Here is a 21,308-nt window from a genome sequence, read left to right on the forward strand (position 1 = left end):
ATGTATTATATTTTCTAATCTACGTTATATACTTTACTCACAGACTTTTTAGCAATATCCTGCTCTGTTTTAGACACCGCTACTTCAAAAGATTTCGCTAAAATATAAGCTTGCTGATCCGCATGTTGTTTTGCAAAACCAGAAGCAGTACTGCTACTTTCTTTTCTTGAAATTACTTCAATATCACTAAAGATAGTTTTTCTTAACCTACGTAGCAAATATGGCCATGCACCCATGTTCTCAGGCTCTTCCTGAACCCAAACGGCTTCTTTAGCATTTTTATATTTAGCATAAACGGCTTCCATTTGCGCTACCGGAGTAGGATACAATTGCTCCACCCTTACGATAGCCACATTTTTAACCTTATCTTTTTGTTGTTTTTCTAATAACTCATAGTAAATTTTACCGCTACAGAATAACACTCTGGTTACCTCAGCAGCTTTTACATTCGCATCATCAATCACTTCCTGGAACTTACCTTCTGTAAAGTCGGCTAATTTAGAAACACAGGCAGGGTGACGTAAAAGACTCTTCGGTGTGAAAATCACCAATGGCTTTCTGAAATCACGTTTGAATTGTCTGCGGATCGCATGGAAGAAATTCGCTGGCGTTGAACAGTTGGCAACCTGCATGTTATAATCTGCACAAAGCTCCATGAAACGCTCAATACGTGCGGAAGAATGTTCCGGACCCTGACCTTCATAACCATGTGGTAATAGCATCACCAAACCATTTTCACGTTGCCATTTCGTCTCTGCACTGGCAATATACTGATCTACAACAATCTGCGCACCGTTAAAGAAATCACCAAACTGTGCTTCCCAAATCGTTAATGCATTTGGATTAGCCATGGCATAACCATATTCAAAGCCCAATACACCATACTCAGACAAGTGAGAATTGTAAATATCAAAAGAAGCCTGATCAGCAGATACATTCGCTAACGGGATGTACTCCTCTTCAGAATTTTCTAAAGTCAGCACGGCATGACGGTGAGAGAAAGTTCCTCTTTCCACATCCTGACCGCTTAAACGAACACGTTTACCTTCGGCCAATAATGTACCGTAAGCCAATTGCTCGCCCATTGCCCAATCAAACACATGGGTAGTATTTGCCATTTTGCTACGCTCATCAAAAAGCTTCTCAATTTTCTTGAAGAACTTTCTATCCGATGGAAGCGTAGAAATGCTTTTAGCCACACCTAATAAAGTCGCCTCAGCTACTGAAGTATCAGGAGAAGTTTCGAAATCTTTTACGGTAGCAATACGCATGTCTTTCCATGCACCACCAAATTTCACATCCTGATAAGTAGAAGTGATCTCTTTGGCTTCATTTAAGCAACCTTGCAAAATAGCACGGAATTCTTTTTCCATTGTTTTTGCAGCAGTCGCTTCTAATTTACCTTCTTTAACCAACTGATCTACATAGATATCACGAGGATTTGCATGTTGCTCAATTGCTTTGTACAATAAAGGTTGGGTAAATTTAGGCTCATCAGACTCATTGTGACCGAATCTACGGTAACATAAGATATCGATGAACACATCATTTTTATATTTCTGACGGTACTCCATGGCCAGATTAATCGCGTAAACCAAAGCCTCCACATCGTCACCATTTACATGGAAAACCGGTGATAAGGTAACTTTAGCGATATCTGTACAGTAAGTACTCGAACGGGCATCTTTGTAGTTCGTAGTGAAACCGATCTGGTTGTTGATGATCAGGTGAATGGTACCTCCGGTTTTGTAACCGTCTAAACCAGCCATCTGAATTACTTCATAAACAATCCCCTGACCGGCGATAGAAGCATCACCATGAATCAGAATTGGTGCAATGCGGGCATCATCACCATCATATTTGAAATCTATCTTCGACCTGGTCATACCTTCAACTACTCCGTTTACTGTTTCCAGATGCGAAGGGTTAGGACATAAACTCAAGTGAACATTTTTACCATCATTGGTGGTTACATCTGTAGAGTAACCTAAGTGATATTTCACATCACCACCAAACGGTGATTCTGCACTATAACCTTTACCTTCAAACTCAGCGAAAATATCTTTGTAAGACTTTTGCATGATGTTGGCCAAAACGTTCAGCCTTCCACGATGCGCCATACCAATCACAAATTCCTGAATACCTAAAGCAGCACCCTTTTCAATTACAGAGTCTAATGCCGGAATTAATGCCTCAGCACCTTCCAGAGAGAATCTTTTTTGTCCGAGGAACTTAGTACCCAGAAAATTCTCAAAGCATACTGCCTCGTTCAACTTCCTGAGGATCCTTGTTTTCTCCCCGATAGAGAAATTAGGGGTGTTACGAACACTCTCCATTTTTTTCTCAATCCAGGTCAATACTTCCGGGGTACGTACGTACTTGTACTCCGCACCGATAGAACGGCAGTAAGTCTGGTTTAAGAAAGCAACGATTTCGCTTAGTTTTACCGCTCCGATTCCCAGCTCAATACCTGCATTGAATACAGTATCAAGATCAGAATCAGACAAATTGAAATTTACCAGATCTAAAGTTGGCAAGTGCTTGCGTCTTTCTCTAACCGGGTTAGTGTGCGTAAACAAGTGGCCACGCTGACGGTAACCGTTGATCATGTTTAAAACACTAACTTCTTTTAGGAAATGTTCAGGCGTTTCCTCTCCTGTAACCGGAGATGAGCTTCTCCCGAAGTCAAAGCCTTCAAAAAATTTCTGCCAACCAAATTCAACCGAATTGGGATCTTCCTTAAATGCTTGATAAAGGGACTCTACGTATTCGGCGTTTTCGCCGCTGAGATAAGATAAATTATCCATTATGTGTGAATATGCTATATTGAAGCAAAATTAGGATTTTACCTATTAAGTAGGGCAATTTTCTTTATAAATATTCCAAAAAATCCGTCATATCACGGACATTCTTTAGCGGGGTTAGCCGATCTTGAACAAGGATATCAAATTCAGAGATTAAACTGCCTGTAACTAACAGGGGCACGTTAAGGTGATCCATCACTTTACCTATAATTTTATTGACATTTTTACCCAGATTTAGAGAAGTTAAAACCGTAAAAGCGAAGTCTGGCCGATACGATTCTACTACTTTTTTTAAGTCTGAATAGGGTGTCTCTAATCCGAGGTACAAACTATCGTGCCCCCGGCTTTTCAACAGGTAACGGGCAAAAAGCAGGCCATTTTCATGCATTTCAGCCTCTGGAAGGAAAAGAAGAAATTTTCTGGTTTTTGAAAGCTTAGGTTGCCCCACTTTATTGATCTCTATAATGATCCGCTCGCGGATCAGATTGGAAGCAAAATGTTCATGTGCAGGATCAATGGCACCGGTTTGCCAAAGCATCCCGATTTTTTTCATAAAAGGGAAAATGATCAGATCCATGGTTTTCACTAAACCCATTTCCACAATACAGCTGTTCAGCACGCTCACAAATTCCGTCTCATTAAAAGCAATCGTCGCTTTGCACAAACTCATCATCTGCAAAGACTCCGGATTTAAGTCGCGTTTTAACTGTACCACAAGATCAGAAATGACCATCATGTCCAGCTGCGCAATTTTACTGATTTTATAGCCGTTCTCGTTTAAGGCTACAATATTGAGTAGCGTTCTGAGGTCTTCCTCATTGTAAAAACGGATGTTCGTTGCGGTTCGTTTTGCAGGAACGAGGTTATACCTCAACTCCCAGGCCCTAATGGTATGTGCTTTAATGCCAATCAGACCTTCGATATCACTTATTGAAAATTTTCTCACGTTATAAAGAGAACAAACGTCCAGGTGCTTTGTTTAAAAACAATCCGGGGTCAGGTTATCCTTTCATTAAAGAAAGGCGTTTTACCTGGGCAGCAAAACGCCTGCCTATCGGGATTTCAAGCGCATCGATCTCGACATCATAACTGGTGAAAGCGGTGATGCGTTTGATAGAAACAATAAAGGACCTGTGAACACGCATAAACAGATGATGTGACAAGATGGACTCTAATGCACTTAGCGATTGCTTCACCAGTAAAGGTGGCTCCTGATCTCTATATATTTTAATATAATCTTTGATGCTTTCTATGTAGATAATGTGATCCAGGAACACCTTTACGGTCTTTCTATTTGCCCGGAAACAAATAAACTCCTCACCGGATCCCGGAAGCGGGCCTTCCGGAGCAGCGCCTTTATCGATCACTTTATTTACAGCCTTTAAAAAGCGCTCCAAAGTAACCGGTTTCAATAGAAAATCCACGGCGTCCAATTCAAATGCCTCAACGGCATACTCCCCATATGCGCTCACAAAGATTACTTTTGGCGGATGTAGCAGCGTCTTTATCAGACTGGTTCCCAGCAATCTTGGCAGCTGTATGTCCAGAAAAATTAAATCCACTTTCTCCGTCTTTAAGATTTCCATTGCCTGAAAAGCATTGCTACAGACCCCAACCAGTTCCAGCTGTTCCACCAGACTAATGTACTGCCTGAGTACTTTTTGCGCAATTAATTCATCATCGACCAATAAACATTTTAAGTTCATATTTTACATCCCTGGAAAAATCACAAAAACAATTGCCCACATCTGCAGGGCAAAAGCTTAACAATAACCATAATCAGGGATGAAATTAGTATAGGCAATAAACAGAAAACAAGTTCAATTCTTTAACAACACCTGGCTGCGAAAAACGTTTTCCAATGAACAACATAAAAGTGGGCATGAACAGCCTGGTTCCGGTTACCAATCACGAATTTCAACCCACAAATCGCTTCAGACAGATAAACAGGTAGTATAAACGTAGACATCCGGCATCCGGATAAATTTGATTTTTTGTGTTGTTAAGCCAGCGATATTTAGCAGACACTTAAACTATAATGAAATGAAAAAGCTAATCATTTCCCTGGCAATTATCGCTTCCATGATTTTCATGGGCATAAAAAATGCGAATGCCCAGATCAATCTGGAAACAGTTACCATTAAGGGGAATACCACAAAAGCTGTGGTCACAGATAAAGTAGCGAATTCCTTCAGCACCCTTTTTAAAGATGCAATGGAGCCCCAATGGCTGGAAATCAACAAAAGATTTGTCGTGAATTTTATCCTCAATGACCAGAAAAATAAAGCCGTGTTTACAAAAGGTGGATCTCTGGTTTATCACCTTGCTTATGGCACAGAAAAAAACGTACCGGATAACATCAGAAAACAAATTCAAAACATGTATGAAGACTATGACATCACTTATGCGGTCAGGGTCAAAACACCAGATGTGCTGGTTTGGGTGGTGAACATAGAAAACAACAAAAAGATACTGATTCTCAGGGCAACAGATGACGAAATTACTGAGATCGACCGTATCATAAAATCTTAGCTAAATAAACCAGAATTACTGGCTAAGCTATGGTGGGAGTATCAGAAACGAGGGTCTCCAGTAATTTAATCTGCTTTTCCAGATCAAATGTATTTTTAGACTTGAGGTCCTTACCTACACCGGCAACATTTGCCCAGTTGCCCCAATTGCTTGCCGGTGCATAGTCGATTAGCTTTTCCTCAAAATATACCGCCCCATTGGTCCAGTGGATTTTCAAAATGTGAATCAGAAAAGTAGAGACCAGCAAGCGTCCCGTATGGGGAATAAAACCATGCGCATTCAATTCCTGCATATAACGGTCGATGATCAGATGACCGGTATTTCCGTTTTTCCATTTCAGCAAATCGGGATGCTCATTATCTATCGCATCAAAAAAACCCTTTTCAACATCCTCCGGATCCTGAAAAAATGCAATGCCGTGTTTTTTAAACATGAATCTGAAATAGTCGCGCCACAATAATCCCAAAAGAATCTGATTGAAATTTGCATTGCCTCCAAATTCAGCTTCCGCCTCCTTCAACATCCAGTAGACTTTCCTTGGAGATAAACAGCCCAAAGAAAGCCATCCTGATAATCTGGAAGAAAAACCTGGCTTATCTCCTGCGTTTTTCACGGGTTTTTGATGAATCTCCGAGCCTTCCAGCAACAATTCCTTCAAATGCGCTAATCCGGCAGCTTCGCCACCTTTAAACAACTCCGCAGGAAAATCTTCCTGATCTGCCTCAAAACCTAAATCAGCGAGTGTTGGCAAATTGCCCCAATCTTCATTTTCCACAAAGCTGATCTCTTCCGGACTCAGAAAACAAGATTTCACCATCGCATCACGCTCTGTTTTCTTCTTGAATTGTGCAAAAACGTCTGGAATATCCTTGATCGGAAATGGAAGATCCTCCTTATTATATAAGGTATGACCAATGAAATGTTTTAGATTGATCTTCTGTTTCCATAAAAGGTCCTCCATCTTTGTAGAGATTAAGGTCTCTTCCGGAGCAACCTCCCGATGGTGGTAGACTTCAGAAATATCAAAATCCGTGACCAGCTTCGTCATAAAATCTTCCGGACTCCCATGAACCAACAAGATATCTCCACCCAGCTTTTGAAAAGACAGCCTTAAGGCCGCAACACTTTCCAATAAAAACTTTGCCCTATGGACGCCGGTCTTTAAAGTTTCAAATCTGGTTTTCTGAAAATACTGAGGATCAAAAAAATAAACCGGTAAAATACTTTCAGATTTAGCAAGCGCTTCAACCAACATTTCATTGTCGTGTAATCGAAGATCATTTCTAAACCAGACTAGTATTCTTTTAGATTTCATTAAGGACTGAGTAACTGACATAACAATTAACAAAAATATACGAATTTTTAGCTTAGTACGAATCCATAAAGTAATATTTACATAAGCGCAACAAACATTTGCAGATAAATCAGAGATATTAAACTAAAACACAATTAAGCGGTTATATAAATATGAACAAGCACGTACTGATTACCGGAGCTACCGGGATGATTGGTCAGAAACTCATCCGGATATTATTGGAAAAAGGCCATAAAGTAGCCATATTGTCCAGAAAAAAGGTAACGATAAAGGACGTAAAAGTCTATTTATGGGATGTCGGTGAATCTAAGATTGACGCTAATTGCTTATCCGGCGTAGACACCATTATCCACCTCGCAGGAGAGAACATTGCTTCAGAGAAATGGACCGAAGCGCGCAAGAAAAAGATCATCGACAGTCGGGTTTTATCTGCCCGGCTACTTTATAAAACCATAAAAGAACAAAAGGCAGCCGTAAAAAACTTCATCTCCGCAGCAGCAGTTGGCTATTATGGCGATGCCGGCGATGAATTATTAACAGAAGACAGTCCCAATGGAACCGGATTTCTGGCCCGCTGTTGCAGGGAATGGGAAGCCGCTGCAGATGAAGGGCTAGCCATGGGAATCAGGGTGGTAAAATGGAGGATAGGTTTCATCCTTGCCCGGAATGAAGGTGCCCTCAAAGCAATGGATCAGCCGATCCGCTATTTTGCAGGCGCAGGACTGGGCAGCGGAAAACAATGGGTACCTTGGGTCCATATCGATGATATCCTTCAAATGTTTAGCCAGTCTGTAGAAAACCAAAGCTATTCAGGAGCATACAATGCTTGTGCGCCCCACCCGGCAAGCAATCTCGCATTGACCAAAGCCATTGCAAAACAATTGCATCGCCCGGTATGGCCCATCAATGTACCAGAGTTTGTCTTAAAAATCATGCTTGGAGAACTTAGTGAAGTGGTCCTGATCAGCAACAATGCAAGTCCGAAAAAACTACTGGATACCGGATTTAAATTTAAATACCCGCAACTTGAACCTGCTTTATCCGATATTTACCGCGCATAAATTCACCAATCCCTAATGAAGTTCATTAAGCCATGATCATGAAGCCGGAAATTAACATCTGCTGGTTGCGAAGAGACCTGAGAATCGATGACAATGCTGCCCTTTACCATGCCCTAAAAAGCGAGATCCCTGTATTGCTCTTATTTATTTTTGATAAAAACATCCTCGGCAAACTGGACAATAAACAAGATGCCCGGGTAAGTTTCCTGCATCAAACCTTAACCGGACTCAGCAATGAACTCCAGAAAAACCCGGGGACTTCCATCCTGGTTAAACACGGAACTCCGGAAGAAATCTGGGCAGAACTCTGCGAAACTTACCAGATCCATGCCGTTTATACCAACCATGATTACGAGCCTGATGCTATAAAAAGAGATGCGGAAATCAGGGAGCAACTGTCCTTAAAAAACATCAGCTTCAACAGCTATAAGGACCAGGTGATTTTCGAAAAAAGCGAAATCAGCAAAGCAGACGGCCTTCCTTATACCGTATTTACCCCCTATTTCCGTCAGTGGAAACAAAAGCTAAACACCTTTTATGCAAGCGCTTATCCCACAGAAAAATACATCCATAACTTCTGGCCTACCGCAGCATTTACCATCCCGACTTTACAAGAACTCGGATTTGAACCTGGTATACAGGTATTTCCGGGCAAAGATTTCGAAGATAAGCTGGAAGGATACGAGCTAAACAGAGATTTTCCGGCGGCGGACGCGACCTCACACATCGGCGTTCACCTGCGTTTCGGCACCATCAGCATCCGGAAAGCGGTCAGAACGGCCCTGGCCCAACATGCTGAAAAGTGGCTTTCGGAACTTGCCTGGCGGGATTTTTATCAAATGATCTTATGGCATTTCCCACATACTGTTCAACGTTCCTTTAAACCAAAATACGACCGTATCCAATGGAGAAACCGGCCGGAAGAATTTGAGGCCTGGTGCCAGGGAAATACCGGCTACCCTTTGGTAGATGCAGGAATGCGACAACTCAATGCGACTGGCTACATGCACAACCGCGTACGTATGGTGGTGGCCAGTTTCCTCTGTAAACACCTGCTCATCGACTGGCGATGGGGAGAAGCCTATTTTGCAGCAAAACTATTGGATTATGAAATGGCCAGTAATGTGGGTGGCTGGCAATGGGCTTGCGGGTCCGGCAATGATGCTGCCCCTTATTTCAGGGTATTTAACCCTGAGCTACAAATGAAAAAATTTGATCCTCAATTGAAGTATGTAGACCATTGGGTTCCGGCCTATAAACAACTAAAGCACGTCCCACCTTGTGTAGAACATGCTTTTGCCAGAGAAAGGGTCTTGAAAGTTTTTAAAGCGGCATTAAATGAATAATGCCGCCGTATATTTTATGGCGTTACCGCTAATACTTCTACAGTATAATCTAAGCAGGAGTTTGCAGGAATAGGTGGCGTACCAGCAGTCGCCGCACTTCCATAACCAAGGAAAGAAGGAATAAACATCCTTACTTTAGAGCCTTTAGTGAATTTAGGCATCATAATCCGGAATGCCGGAATCAAACCTTTAGGCGCTACCGTCATCGTGGAAGCCTCATTAACACCTCCATCAAGTGTTTTCAGCGTATAGCTAAAGTTCACCAATGAAATCAGCGTGATCGGATCAGTACCCGTACCCGCAGTAATGGTTTGCAAATATACCCCGGAAGGATCTTTAACCGCAGTAATCGCATTGGCCGTTAAATAAGTGTTGATATGGGCATCATCCAAATCTTTCTGTGATTCTTTATAAGTGGTAATGCTTACCACCATAATTTCATTGGAAGGAATATTTACAGCTGGAAATCCATTTTTACCGAAAGCCAGATAAGAAGGCAGGTAAATTTTAGTAGAGCCACCTGGCTGTAATTTATTAAGCACTTCAGAAATAGCAGGAATTGCTTTACCGAAAAATCCAAACGGACTACCTACACGTTGACCTTCATTACGAAGCGCAGGCGTAGTCTCGTAAGCCGTTCCGGTAGAGAAACCAGTTAAAGTAATGCTGTATCTTACAGAATCCGTCAGCTTATAAGCCTCGCCCGCAGGAGTTCCCGCAGGCTGGTTTAGCACATAGTAATAACCCGTCTTAGCATCATCTGGAATAGCATTGATATTATTTTTTTTGAAGAAGTCTGTCAGCGTGGTTTCATCCATGGTCTGAACAGTCTGATAATCCTTTTTGCAGGAACTAAAAATAACTATTGTCGCCAGTAAGGCAAAGGTATAAAGTGATAACTTTTTAATCATTTGTATTTTCTATTTTATATTCACTAGCGTAATGGTATAATCTAATATGGAGAATGGCGGAATCGTGGTTTGACCAGGATCGCTAAAATTTCTGTAAGCTAAAGCAGAAGGAATGATCATTCTGATCCGGCCTCCCTTTTTAATTTTTGGCATTCCAATTCTCCAGCCTTCCATGGCATCCCCGAGTTTTAGGGTCACCGAATCCGTATCCGAAATCGTCTGAAAAACCTGCTCCTTGCCTAAAATACGACCCTCAAAACGAACTACAATACTATCTGCGTCTTTAGGGAAATCCGTTCCCGGACCCAGCTCTATGATTTCGTAATTTAGACCCGAAGGATCAACCGTCATTTCCAGATTGATACTTTCCTTATATTTTTTTATGATTAAAGCATCCAGTTCCTGCTGTTTCTCCACATCATAAGGAGGTGTTTTCTCGCATGCAGCAAATAAACCGCATAAAAGAAGCACAGACAGCAAAATCTTGTTTTTTAACATAATAGACAAAAATAGTCTTTTATTGGCTATGCCGCAATATTTAACCAATTTTAACAAATAGAAAAACTAAGGCAAAAAAAACGCCCCTAATTAGATTAGGAGCGTCCAGTTTATTATGAATCAATAAGATTAATAGCAATATTTATTAGCCGCAATGACTTGTTGCGCTACCTTTTGACGGGTTTCTTTTACATTGAAAGCTTCCATTTTGGTAAAGCGGCGTAAGCCCACCATCATCATGCGTTGTTCATCACCATCGGCAAATGCCCATAACGCCTCCTTACCTGCTTTTTGCAAAGCATCAACGGCTTCCACAAAATAAATCCGCATCATGTTCAGCTGACCTTCGCAAGCGGCTTCACCACGCAGGCTCACCAGTTTTTCTGTTCTCAGCATCGCTGATTCCGCCACATAAACGTAGCTGGCCATATCTGCAATGTTCATCAAAATCTCCTGCTCCTTAGAAAGGCTCATCATCAATTTCTGAACCGCAGCACCGGCAACCATTAAAGTAGCCTTTTTCAGGTTTTTAATGATTTTCTTTTCTGCTGCAAACAAGGCATCATCTTCCTCCCCGAAATCAGGGATAGACATCAGCTCTGCTGCCACTGCAGTTGCAGGTGTCATCAGGTCTAACTCGCCTTTCATCGCGCGTTTCAACATCATATCTACGGTTAACAAACGGTTGATTTCATTTGTTCCTTCAAAAATTCTGTTGATCCTCGCATCACGGTAAGCACGGTCCATCGGCGCTTCTGCAGAGAATCCCATACCCCCATAAATCTGTACCCCCTCATCTACCACGTAATCCAATACCTCAGAACCCCAGACTTTCAGGATCGCACACTCTACAGCATACTCTTCCGTAGATTTCAGTTTGGCCTTACTAGCATCCATTCCTCCGGCAACCAAACGCTCGTAGGCATCATCAATATTCTGACCAGCGCGATAATTTGCAGATTCTACGGCATATACTTTTGCCGCCATTTCAGCTAATTTATACCTGATGGCACCATATTTAGAAATCTGACGGTCGAACTGAATTCTTTCATTGGAATAATTAATTGCGGTATCGATCACTGCTTTAGAAGCCCCAATCGCTGCTGCCGATAATTTAATCCTTCCGATATTTAAAATATTTACGGCAATTTTAAAGCCATTCTGGCGATCAGAAAGCATGTTTTCTACCGGAACCGGGCAATCATTAAAGAAAACCTGTCTCGTAGAAGAACCTTTGATCCCCATTTTATGTTCCTCCGGATTCATGGTAATGCCACCGAAATCACGCTCTACAATGAAAGCAGTTAGATTGGCATCATCATCAATTTTAGCAAACACAATAAAGATATCTGCAAAACCACCATTGGTGATCCACATTTTCTGACCAGTGATCAGGTAATGTGTGCCATCCGAAGAAAGTTTTGCTTTAGTTTTTCCGGAATTGGCATCCGAACCAGAATTTGGCTCTGTTAAGCAATATGCTGCTTTCCATTCACCCGTGCCCAGCTTAGGAATGTATTTCGCTTTTTGCGCTTCATTACCATAATATAAAATGGGCAAAGTTCCGATTCCGGTATGTGCAGAAAGTGCTACGGCAAAAGAATGACCGGCACCAATCACATCCGCAACCAGCATTGAAGTATTGAAGTTTTTCCCAAAACCACCGAACTCCTCGGGAATAGAAACACCTAAAATACCCAATGCACCTGCTTTATCCATTAGCGAAGGCATCAAACCTTCTTCCTGTGTATCGATACGATCCAGGTTTGGGTAAACTTCTGCTGCCAGGAAATCGCGGCAGGTCTGCGCAATCATTTGTTGTTCTTCATCAAATTCTTCAGGAATAAATACATCCTGGAAATCGGTTTCTGTAATTAAAAACGCTCCACCGTTAATTGCTTTTTTGTCTGTAGTTTCCATAATATCTTATTAAAGCATTTCAAAAATTCCGGCAGCACCTTGTCCGCTACCCACGCACATGGTCACCATACCATATTTCTGATCCCTTCGTTTCAATTCATTAAATAACTGTACTGATAATTTAGCGCCGGTACAACCTAATGGATGACCGAGTGCAATGGCACCACCATTCACATTTACCTTTTCGGTATCCAGACCTAAAGTGCGGATCACGGCTAGCGACTGAGAAGCAAAAGCTTCATTCAGTTCTATCAAATCCAGTTCTTCCAGTTTCATCCCTGCCATTTTCAAAGCTTTCGGAATGGCTTCAATCGGACCAATACCCATGATTCTTGGTGGTACACCAGCAATACCATAGCTTACTAAACGTGCAATCGGATCAACGCCCAATTCTTTCATTTTCTTTTCAGAAACGACCAGTACAAAGGCCGCCCCATCAGAAGTCTGAGAAGAATTACCGGCAGTTACACTACCATTAGCTGCAAAAACAGGTCTCAGTTTAGCCAGTTTATCCAGAGAAGTATCCGCTCTTGGCCCTTCATCCGTATCCACCACATAACTGCGGGTTTTCTTTTTCATATGGCCATCCAGGTAATTTTCTACTACCGTGATTGGCGCAACGCCAGCTTTGAGATGACCATTTTTAATAGCTTCCACCGCTTTCATATTCGATTGAAAAGCGAAAGCATCCTGATCTTCCCTACTCACTTTATATTCATTGGCCACTGCTTCTGCGGTTAGGCCCATTCCCCAATACCAATCCGGGTTTTTCATCGCCACATCTGCATTTGGAACTACTTTCCATCCGCCAAAAGGCATACCTGACATGACTTCTACGCCACCGGCAATAATACAATCTGCCATTCCGCTTTTGATTTTTGCCACCGCAGTTGCGATAGTTTCCAATCCGGAAGCGCAGTAACGGTTAATCGTTACACCCGGTACTTTATCGGTATCCAGTCCCATCAGCGAAATCATACGCCCGATATTCAGGCCCTGTTCCGCTTCCGGAGTCGCATTTCCAACAATCACATCATCAATTTGTGTGGTATCCAGATTGGGTACCGAGGCCACCAGCTGTCTGATCACATCTGCTGCTAAATCATCAGCTCTGGTAAAACGAAATACACCACGTGGAGCCTTGCCTACTGCGGTACGATATCCTGCTATAATATATGCTTCTTGCATGATCTGTGTCTTTTAATAGAAAAAAATTAGTTTCTTAAAGGTTTCCCTTTGGTCACAATACTTTGAATACGTTCCAGCGTTTTACGTTCTCCGCAAAGCGACAGGAAGGCCTCCCTTTCCAGGTCCAGCAAATATTGTTCTGTGACCTCCGTTGGTGCGGAAAGATCGCCACCACACATCACCCAACCCAGTTTTTCCGAGATTTTCTTATCATGTTCAGAAATATATTGACCGGAATACATGGTATTTGCGCCGGCATAAACGATGCCCAGACCTTGTTTCCCCAATACCCTGATGTCATTACGTGGTACTGGTTTCGTATAACCAGCATCTGCCAGCTCAATAGCTTTTGCTTTTGCATCGGCGATCAACCTGCTCCTGTTCATCGAAATCGAATATTTATCTTTCTGCAGATAACCCAGCTCAAAGGCTTCTACAGCGGACGTGGAAACTTTCGCCATACCAATGGTGAGGAACCTGTCTTTCAACACATTTTGCACAATCTGGTCTTCTTTATACTCATCGGAAGCACGCAAAGCAAACTCCTTGGTACCACCACCGCCGGGGATCACCCCAACGCCAAACTCTACCAATCCCATATAAGTTTCCGCATTCAACTGCACATGGTCGGCATGTAAACTAAATTCACAACCCCCACCCAGCGTTAAATTATGTGGTGCAACTACTACCGGAACCGAAGAATACCTGATGCGCATCGAAGTGTTCTGGAACATGCGAATCGCAAGATTCAGTTCTTCCCATTCCTGCTCTACAGCCATCATGAAAATCATGCCCACATTTGCACCGGCAGAGAAGTTAGCACCATCGTTTCCGATTACTACCCCTCTGTATTCTTTTTCTGCAAGGTCTATCGCTTTATTGATGGCTTGTAAAGTATCGCCGCCAATGGTATTCATTTTAGAATGGAATTCGACATTCAGGATGCCATCACCAAGATCAATGATGGAAGCACCACCATTTTTCCAGATCGTTTTATTGGCTCTTAAATTATCAAGGATGATGAAAGCTTCTGTTCCCGGAACCGCTTTATAAGCTTTAGAGGGAATATCGTAATATTTTTTTACGCCATCTTCTACCTTATAGAAAGTCGTATGACCGGCGGCCAGCATTTCATGAACCCATGGTGCAGCCTCGTGTCCATATTTTTTCATGCCTTCGGTCGCATCGGCAATACCTACTGCATCCCAAACTTCAAAAGGACCTAAATCCCAGGCAAAGCCGGCACGCATGGCATCATCAATCCGGTAAAGCTCATCAGAGATTTCCGGAATACGGTCCGATACATATTCAAACAATCCGAAGAAAGAGGCACGGAATAACTCTCCGGCTTTATCTTTTCCTGCGGCAAAAACTTTCATTCTGTCTTTTACATTCTCAATAGATTTAGTGAGATCCAGCGTGGCTGATTTCACTTTCTCCTGAGGACGGTATTCCAGGGTTTTTAAATCCAGGGCTAAAATTTCTGTCTTGCCATCAGCAGTCTTTGTTTTTTTATAAAAACCTTGTTTGGTTTTATCGCCTAACCAGTTGTTGGCTTCCATTTTCTCTACATAAGCGGGAAGCTTAAAAAGATCATGCGCTTTATCCTCCGGACAATTGTCGTAAAGTCCTTTAGAAACTTTAATCATGGTATCTAATCCGACCACATCAGTAGTACGGAAAGTTGCCGATTTTGGTCTGCCTAAAGCAGGACCGGTAAATTTATCAACCTCTTCTACGGTAAGGTCCATTTTCTCTACCAGATGAAGTAAAGACATAATAGAATACACACCTACCCTGTTGGCAATAAATGCCGGGGTATCCTTACATAACACCGTTGTTTTTCCTAAAAATTTATCGCCGTAATGCATTAAGAAATCCACCAGTTCCGGATGTGTATCCGGTGTAGGAATGATTTCCAGCAACCTCAGGTAACGTGGCGGATTAAAGAAGTGGGTACCACAGAAATTCGCTTTGAAATCGTCGGATCTTCCTTCTGCCATCAGGTGAATCGGAATTCCCGAAGTATTTGAAGTGACCAATGAACCCGGTTTACGGAATTGCTCTACCTGCTCAAATACTTTTCTTTTAATATCCAGATTTTCTACCACTACCTCAATGATCCAGTCGTAGGTGCTGATCTTTGACATGTCGTCGGTAAAGTTCCCTGTAGTAATTTTATTCAATACCTTTTTGGTATACACCGGAGAAGGATTGGTCTTCACCGTGTTTTGCAAAGCAGCATTTACAATTCTATTCTTAACTGCCGGGTGCTCCAGGCTCAGCCCTTTGGACTGCTCCTCTGCGCTCAGCTCTTTCGGAGCAATGTCCAGTAAAAGTACTTCAACTCCAATGTTCGCAAAGTGACAAGCAATACGTGAACCCATAATACCTGAGCCCAATACCGCTACTCTATTTATCTTCTTGTTCATAATTTTCAGTAGGAATTTTATATGCCAGTGTAAGTTTATTCAGTTTCTGTAAAGAGGAAATCAAATTGTTCTTTTCCTGCGTACTAAAATGGGTGTTCAGGTATTCATTAAAGGAGATCACGACTTCCCTTGCGAGTAGTCTTTTCTCACGGCCCAGATCAGTCAGGAAAACTTTCACCGAACGCTTGTCGCCGATGGAAGTCTCTCTATATATTAACCCCTGTTCTTCCATATTGTTTAGCATTCGTGATAAACTGGTTGCCTTAACGCCCAGTAATCCCGCCAGCTTGGAGACAGCGGTACCTTCTTTTTCAATATTGATCAGCACATAGCCAATGGCCTGCGTGATTCCGAACCCGGAAGCGATCTGATTATAGGTGTTGGAAACGTTCTGCCAAACCACCTTCAGGAAATAATCTACTGTCTCTTGTTGTTTCATTAATTACTATGCTTGCATAACAAAGCTATCGAATAAATAAATCAAATGCAAGCAAAGAAAAAAAATATTAAATTAATTTATCCGGCAGAAAATCAGGCTGATTACCTGCTTTTTCAACTGAATAAATCGTAAATTCAATAAAAATGGACAAGCTCAGTAAGCAGGTAATTTTTAAGACCAAAAGAATTTACGAAGAACCGGCCACAGGCGATGGGTTCAGGGTACTCGTGGACCGGCTTTGGCCCAGAGGCTTAAAAAAAGAAAACGCACACCTGGACTGCTGGCTTAAAGACATTGCCCCGGGCACAGCACTCCGAAAATGGTTTAACCACCGGCCGGAACGATGGTCAGATTTTAACCTTCAATACAAAGAAGAACTGGCAAAGAATCCGGCAGTAGCGGAGCTCCTTGAAAAAACAAAGACACAGTCCTGCATCACCCTGTTATATGCCGCGCATAGCGAGACCTATAACCATGCGCAGGTATTGCTTGGTTTTCTGAAAGAACAGCTGATGCGGGGTTAACATAATCAGCCAGATTCAGCTTAAGCTCAGGAAGGTTTCCCCGGCAGGTGTTTCAATTTATCTTTTAATACCTGGTATTCCCTTTCCAGGCACCGGAATGCTTTGGTTGCGATGACTCCCTCCGCGTAGTCCATTTTTTTCTTTTCGTAATCTGCAGCAACCTGATCAAAACGCGCTTTAATAACACCGTACTTTGCTTTTTCTGCGATTTCAAGCGGGCTATCCGGAGCGCCATTCAGGTTCCCTGCATAAGCACTGTCAGAGATTAATCTCTCATTGGAAGATTTAAAGCAGACATAAACTTCCATTTGCGCTTCCATCATCCACTCTTTGTCAAGCGGAAGGAAACAGCTTCCATCTGCCCTTCTTGCAGCATTCAGATAGGTACTTGCGCATTTTTTTGTTGGGTGACTGACCAGTACCATCAGGATATCATCAATAGCACCATTTTCTTCGATACCGGAATCCCAGCTTAAATTGAGCCCATCTGTTCCTTTGCTCACTTTCAGATCCGCCGCCATTTCCAGTGTTCCTTTACTAAGGATCACTTTGGCATAATCGACCTTAATATTGGGATACTCGCCCGTTAAAGCCTGTTTCTTGTTATAGGAAGTCGCCAGATTGTGTGGATTTTTAAGCGTTCCTTCTGATTCCTGCTTAAAACTGACATTGATAAAATCCTTCATCGGTTTCAGCAGTTCCATCGTTACCGACATCTCCCCGCGGTTGGCTTTTTGTTTCAGGCTGGGTTTACCAGGTTTACCGTTAGTGCGGCATATCAATTGCCCTCTGGACATATAAAACACCACATCCCCTAATTTCCCCGTAGGGTGCCCAAAAGGGCCCACTTTGCATACTGCCATAATATAATTGATTAATTCGTCTGAATTGACTAGAACCAAGATACTGACAAATAGCAGCATATCCTATAAATTCCCTATAATGATACTAAATTATTTAGTAATTTATCCGTAACCTAAACCAACCTCAGCGCAGGGTTTTCAGGCAATTTCAGCAAGCAAGGCCCTAGCAGCTAACAGCCAAAACCGCAGTAAAAATCACAAGGCTATCAGCTCATCTCAACGTCTGTCACCCGGCTACTCCCGGACAAGCTCCGCTTAAAAATAGCAATACCAGAGTAATTGCCCCCCGACCTACGACAGCTAATACGACGCCAACAAAAAAACCGCCTTACCTTTCGGGTAAGACGGTTTTTAAAATGATATTAAAATCAGACTAGTAAAGTGTAAATTCTACTCTTCTGTTTAATTGACGACCAGCTGCAGTTTTGTTAGTTGCAATTGGTTGGTTTGGACCATAACCTACCGCTTCAATACGTGAAGGGTTAGCGCCTTGTGATACTAAGTAAGCTTTTACTGCTTCTGCTCTTTCTTTCGATAAGCGTAAGTTTAAAGCCATAGAACCTGTGTTATCAGTATGACCAGCTAATTTAAGGCTAAAGTTTTTCTCTACTAATAATGCCGCAACACGGTTTAAAGTAGCGTAAGATTTAGAACGGATAGTAGATTTTCCTAAATCAAATTCTAAGTTTTTAATCGCCTCTTCCACTACCTTACGGTCAGCTTCAGTGATGATTACTTTCTCCTGAATTACAGGAACAGGAACTTTTAAAGGACAACCAGAACCATCAACAACGATTCCTGCCAAAGTACCCGGACATTTGTCCAATTTATCAGCAACACCATCGCCATCAGTATCTTTCAACAAATCACTCATTTCAGCTCTCAATTTATCATTGTCAGCTTTCAATGCATTTGCAGTTTGTTTAGCCGATAAAGCTTCTTCGTAAGTTAAAGCTACCGGGTTGTGCCATGCCATTTGTTTCGAACCTTTTCCTAAAGCAAATTCTAAACCAGCATAACCGTAGTTATATTTATCGTTGTTACCACGGTAAACACCATCAAGGTTATCACCATCAACAAAGTTAACTGTCCAGCCTAAATCTAAATTTACGCGTTCTGCCACTTTGAATTTAGCACCTAATCCAACAGGAATAATCAATTCAGAGATCGTTTTATGATCTGCATAATCAACTAAAGCACCGCCAGCGGTAGCCGAAGTTCTCACTTTGTAACCTGCTAAACCAGCACCCGCAGAAGCATACATTTGTACCGCACTGTTGGCATTGAACATGCTGATGTTAAATAAGTTTACTACTGCATTTAAACTACCTGAATAAGTAAGGTCAGTTTCAAAAGCATTTACAGCACTTGTATTTGGCGCACCGCTTTTCCAGTTTTCAGAGTTGTCACCTTTCAGTTTACCTCTGACACCGTCTAAACGAAGGGAGAAATAAGGAGTAATTTGATTCTTAATGTACAATCCGTAACCCAGACTAGATTTTGAATTGGAAAAATCATTTTTTCCACCCAGAGGAGATAATGGAGTTAAAACCCCGGCATTAACACCAATAGACCAGGTAGTCAATTGGCTTGAGTTTGCACCTGCTTGATCCTGTGCCTGAACAGAACCTCCAACAAGGAGCGCAGCAATAGCTACAGGCAGGGTTTTAAATAAATTTTGTTTCATAAGATAAGTATTGAATTATTATTACAATGTTTAATCACGCAACTCATTTCAATACTCAGGCCAATTATTAAAACTGCTTTAAACGACTGTAATTTGGGGGTAAGTGTGCAGAATTTTAGACAGCTACCAACCCAGCCACTGATCGTCTCCACGTGGATCTGCACCGCCCTGATAATTACCTTGCCTGGTTTTCAGGATTGCATCTACTCTACCCATTGGCCCTCTTGGCTGAATGATATAGCCTTTAGACTCCAGTTTAACGCGGGTAAGGGAATCAATCGCTCCTTTTTCCGCATAAATCAAATCCGGTAACCACTGGTGGTGAAACCGCTTAGCAGATACCGCCTGCTGCATATTCTGGTCGAATTCGACCACATTTAGAATGGTCTGAAAAACGGACGTTATAATTGTTGATCCCCCGGGGGTACCAACCACCATAAACAGTTTTCCGTCTTTTTCCAGGATACAAGGGGTCATAGAACTTAACATTCTCTTGCCGGGGGCGATGGCATTGGCCTCGCCACCAATTAATCCGTACATATTTGGCGCACCAGGTTTCACAGAAAAATCGTCCATTTCATTGTTGAGCAGAAAACCGGCACCTTTGACCAGCACTACCGCACCATAGGAGCCATTCAAAGTGGTGGTTACCGATACGGCATTTCCAGCTTTGTCGACAATAGAAAAATGGGTCGTTTCTTCGTGTTCTTTTCCCTTAACCTCACCTGCCTTAACGCTGCTGCTCGGCGTAGCCTTAGACCAGTCGAAAGTTTTCATTCTATCCTTAACATACTGAGCTTCCATCAGCGCATTTGTGGGAACATCATAAAAATCGGGATCACCAAGGTGAGTGGCACGATCTGCATAGACCCTCCGTTCCGCTTCTGCCATCAGTTGTATGGTAGAGTCCTGCTGGAAACCCCATCTTTTCAAAGGATAAGGTTCCACAGATTTGAGCAGTTGAATCAAGGCAATTCCACCACTGGAAGGCGGAGGCATGGTAATGATCTGATATTGTTTATAAGCACCGGTAATGGCTTTTCGCCAAATGGCCTCATATTGTTGTAAATCTGATTTGGTCAGGATACCGCCACCGCGTTTCATTTCGGCTATGATCTGATCCGCCACTTTACCTTCGTAAAAGCCGGCTTTTCCATGATCGCGGATCTGTTCCAGCGTAGCCGCCAGTTCTTCCTGTTTCAATAATTCATTGGCAGCCCATTTTCCGGTTTTCAGCAATGCAGTCCCATCGGGATTTAATTGCATCAGCTTTTCAGAAAGACCGTTTAATTCATCCGCCTGTTGGGTACTCAGCGGAAAACCTTTTCTGGCCAGCAAAATTGCCGGTTCCAAAAGCGTCGCCCAGGGCAAGTTCCCGTATTTTTGATGGGCGGCGACCATTCCTGCTACCGAGCCCGGAACACCTGCTGCCAGCTGCCCGTACAAACTCTTATCCACTATCGGCACGCCGGATTGATCCAGATACATATCTCTGGATGCTGCAGCACCGGCTTTTTCTCTAAAATCAAGAGTATTGGTTTCGCCACTTGCGGATCGGTACACCATAAAACCACCACCACCGATATTTCCGGCATTGGGGTACACTACGGCCAGCGCAAACTGTATGGCTACTGCCGCATCTACCGCATTACCACCCTTTTTCAGGATATCCAGACCTACTTTAGACGCAAAAGGACTGGCAGAAACCACCATCCCATTCCGGTACTCCGTTACCTTATTTTGAACAGGTGCTCTACCGGCACATCCTGACAACAGGAAGGCCGTGAT

Annotated in this window: 17 protein-coding genes; 4 read left to right on the plus strand and 13 right to left on the minus strand. The window is 42.6% G+C overall.

Features of this window, described 5'->3' with window-relative positions; genetic code table 11:
* Positions 1–14: 14 nt before the first annotated feature.
* From OQX61_RS18135 to OQX61_RS18145, 3 genes are all read right to left on the minus strand, one after another.
* Entirely contained in the window at positions 15–2,807 is a 2,793-nt protein-coding gene (locus OQX61_RS18135; RefSeq protein ID WP_265843217.1) for a 2-oxoglutarate dehydrogenase E1 component, read from the minus strand.
* A gap of 64 nt (positions 2,808–2,871) precedes the next feature.
* Positions 2,872–3,750, minus strand: coding sequence for a MerR family transcriptional regulator (locus tag OQX61_RS18140; protein ID WP_265843218.1), 879 nt, complete (start codon positions 3,748–3,750; stop codon positions 2,872–2,874).
* Between the two features lie 55 nt (positions 3,751–3,805).
* Positions 3,806–4,510: a LytTR family DNA-binding domain-containing protein gene (locus OQX61_RS18145; protein ID WP_265843219.1), complete on the minus strand. Its 705-nt coding sequence runs from the start codon at positions 4,508–4,510 to the stop codon at positions 3,806–3,808.
* Between the two features lie 337 nt (positions 4,511–4,847).
* Between OQX61_RS18145 and OQX61_RS18150 the strand changes: the two genes are divergently transcribed.
* Positions 4,848–5,336 (plus strand): hypothetical protein, encoded by a 489-nt coding sequence (locus OQX61_RS18150; protein WP_265843220.1) that lies wholly within the window; start codon positions 4,848–4,850, stop codon positions 5,334–5,336.
* Between the two features lie 22 nt (positions 5,337–5,358).
* On the opposite strand, the gene OQX61_RS18155 is transcribed toward OQX61_RS18150, so the two are convergent.
* Positions 5,359–6,651, minus strand: a complete 1,293-nt coding sequence (locus tag OQX61_RS18155; RefSeq protein ID WP_265843221.1) for a DASH family cryptochrome — start codon at positions 6,649–6,651, stop codon at positions 5,359–5,361.
* A gap of 152 nt (positions 6,652–6,803) precedes the next feature.
* On the opposite strand from OQX61_RS18155, the gene OQX61_RS18160 reads away from it, so the two are divergent.
* Positions 6,804–7,712 (plus strand): TIGR01777 family oxidoreductase, encoded by a 909-nt coding sequence (locus OQX61_RS18160; RefSeq protein ID WP_265843222.1) that lies wholly within the window; start codon positions 6,804–6,806, stop codon positions 7,710–7,712.
* A gap of 38 nt (positions 7,713–7,750) precedes the next feature.
* Positions 7,751–9,058: a deoxyribodipyrimidine photo-lyase gene (locus OQX61_RS18165; RefSeq protein WP_265843223.1), complete on the plus strand. Its 1,308-nt coding sequence runs from the start codon at positions 7,751–7,753 to the stop codon at positions 9,056–9,058.
* Between the two features lie 14 nt (positions 9,059–9,072).
* Here the strand turns inward: OQX61_RS18165 and OQX61_RS18170 are convergent, their stop codons facing one another.
* The 6 genes from OQX61_RS18170 to OQX61_RS18195 form a co-directional block, all read right to left on the minus strand.
* Complete coding sequence (locus OQX61_RS18170) at positions 9,073–9,969, minus strand: FKBP-type peptidyl-prolyl cis-trans isomerase (RefSeq protein WP_265843224.1); 897 nt, start codon at positions 9,967–9,969, stop codon at positions 9,073–9,075.
* Positions 9,970–9,978: 9 nt separating this feature from the next.
* A complete protein-coding gene (locus tag OQX61_RS18175; RefSeq protein ID WP_265843225.1) occupies positions 9,979–10,467 on the minus strand; it encodes an FKBP-type peptidyl-prolyl cis-trans isomerase in 489 nt (162 codons plus the stop codon).
* 129 nt (positions 10,468–10,596) lie between these two features.
* On the minus strand, positions 10,597–12,387 hold the full coding sequence (locus OQX61_RS18180; protein ID WP_265843226.1) for an acyl-CoA dehydrogenase family protein: 1,791 nt from the start codon (positions 12,385–12,387) through the stop codon (positions 10,597–10,599).
* A 9-nt stretch (positions 12,388–12,396) separates the two neighbouring features.
* Positions 12,397–13,575 carry an acetyl-CoA C-acyltransferase gene (locus OQX61_RS18185; protein ID WP_265843227.1) on the minus strand — a complete coding sequence of 393 codons (1,179 nt, stop codon included), beginning with the start codon at positions 13,573–13,575 and terminating at the stop codon, positions 12,397–12,399.
* 26 nt (positions 13,576–13,601) lie between these two features.
* Positions 13,602–16,007 carry a 3-hydroxyacyl-CoA dehydrogenase/enoyl-CoA hydratase family protein gene (locus tag OQX61_RS18190; protein WP_265843228.1) on the minus strand — a complete coding sequence of 802 codons (2,406 nt, stop codon included), beginning with the start codon at positions 16,005–16,007 and terminating at the stop codon, positions 13,602–13,604.
* The gene (locus tag OQX61_RS18195; RefSeq protein WP_265843229.1) at positions 15,988–16,446 is read right to left on the minus strand and encodes a MarR family transcriptional regulator; all 459 of its coding nucleotides are present in this window, start codon (positions 16,444–16,446) and stop codon (positions 15,988–15,990) included. The genes OQX61_RS18190 and OQX61_RS18195 overlap by 20 nt, the downstream gene beginning before the upstream one ends.
* A gap of 143 nt (positions 16,447–16,589) precedes the next feature.
* Here OQX61_RS18195 and OQX61_RS18200 point away from each other — a divergent pair, with 143 nt between their 5' ends.
* Positions 16,590–16,970 carry a DUF488 family protein gene (locus OQX61_RS18200; RefSeq protein WP_265843230.1) on the plus strand — a complete coding sequence of 127 codons (381 nt, stop codon included), beginning with the start codon at positions 16,590–16,592 and terminating at the stop codon, positions 16,968–16,970.
* A gap of 26 nt (positions 16,971–16,996) precedes the next feature.
* Here the strand turns inward: OQX61_RS18200 and OQX61_RS18205 are convergent, their stop codons facing one another.
* From OQX61_RS18205 to ggt, 3 genes are all read right to left on the minus strand, one after another.
* A complete protein-coding gene (locus tag OQX61_RS18205) occupies positions 16,997–17,833 on the minus strand; it encodes a DUF6266 family protein (protein ID WP_265843231.1) in 837 nt (278 codons plus the stop codon).
* Between the two features lie 373 nt (positions 17,834–18,206).
* Positions 18,207–19,520, minus strand: coding sequence for a DUF6089 family protein (locus OQX61_RS18210; protein WP_265843232.1), 1,314 nt, complete (start codon positions 19,518–19,520; stop codon positions 18,207–18,209).
* A 123-nt stretch (positions 19,521–19,643) separates the two neighbouring features.
* Positions 19,644–21,293, minus strand: coding sequence for a gamma-glutamyltransferase (ggt, locus tag OQX61_RS18215; protein ID WP_265843411.1), 1,650 nt, complete (start codon positions 21,291–21,293; stop codon positions 19,644–19,646).
* Positions 21,294–21,308: the final 15 nt, after the last annotated feature.

The sequence above is a fragment of the Pedobacter sp. PLR genome, from assembly GCF_026239675.1.
In the GTDB taxonomy this organism is placed as follows: Bacteria; Bacteroidota; Bacteroidia; order Sphingobacteriales; family Sphingobacteriaceae; genus Pedobacter.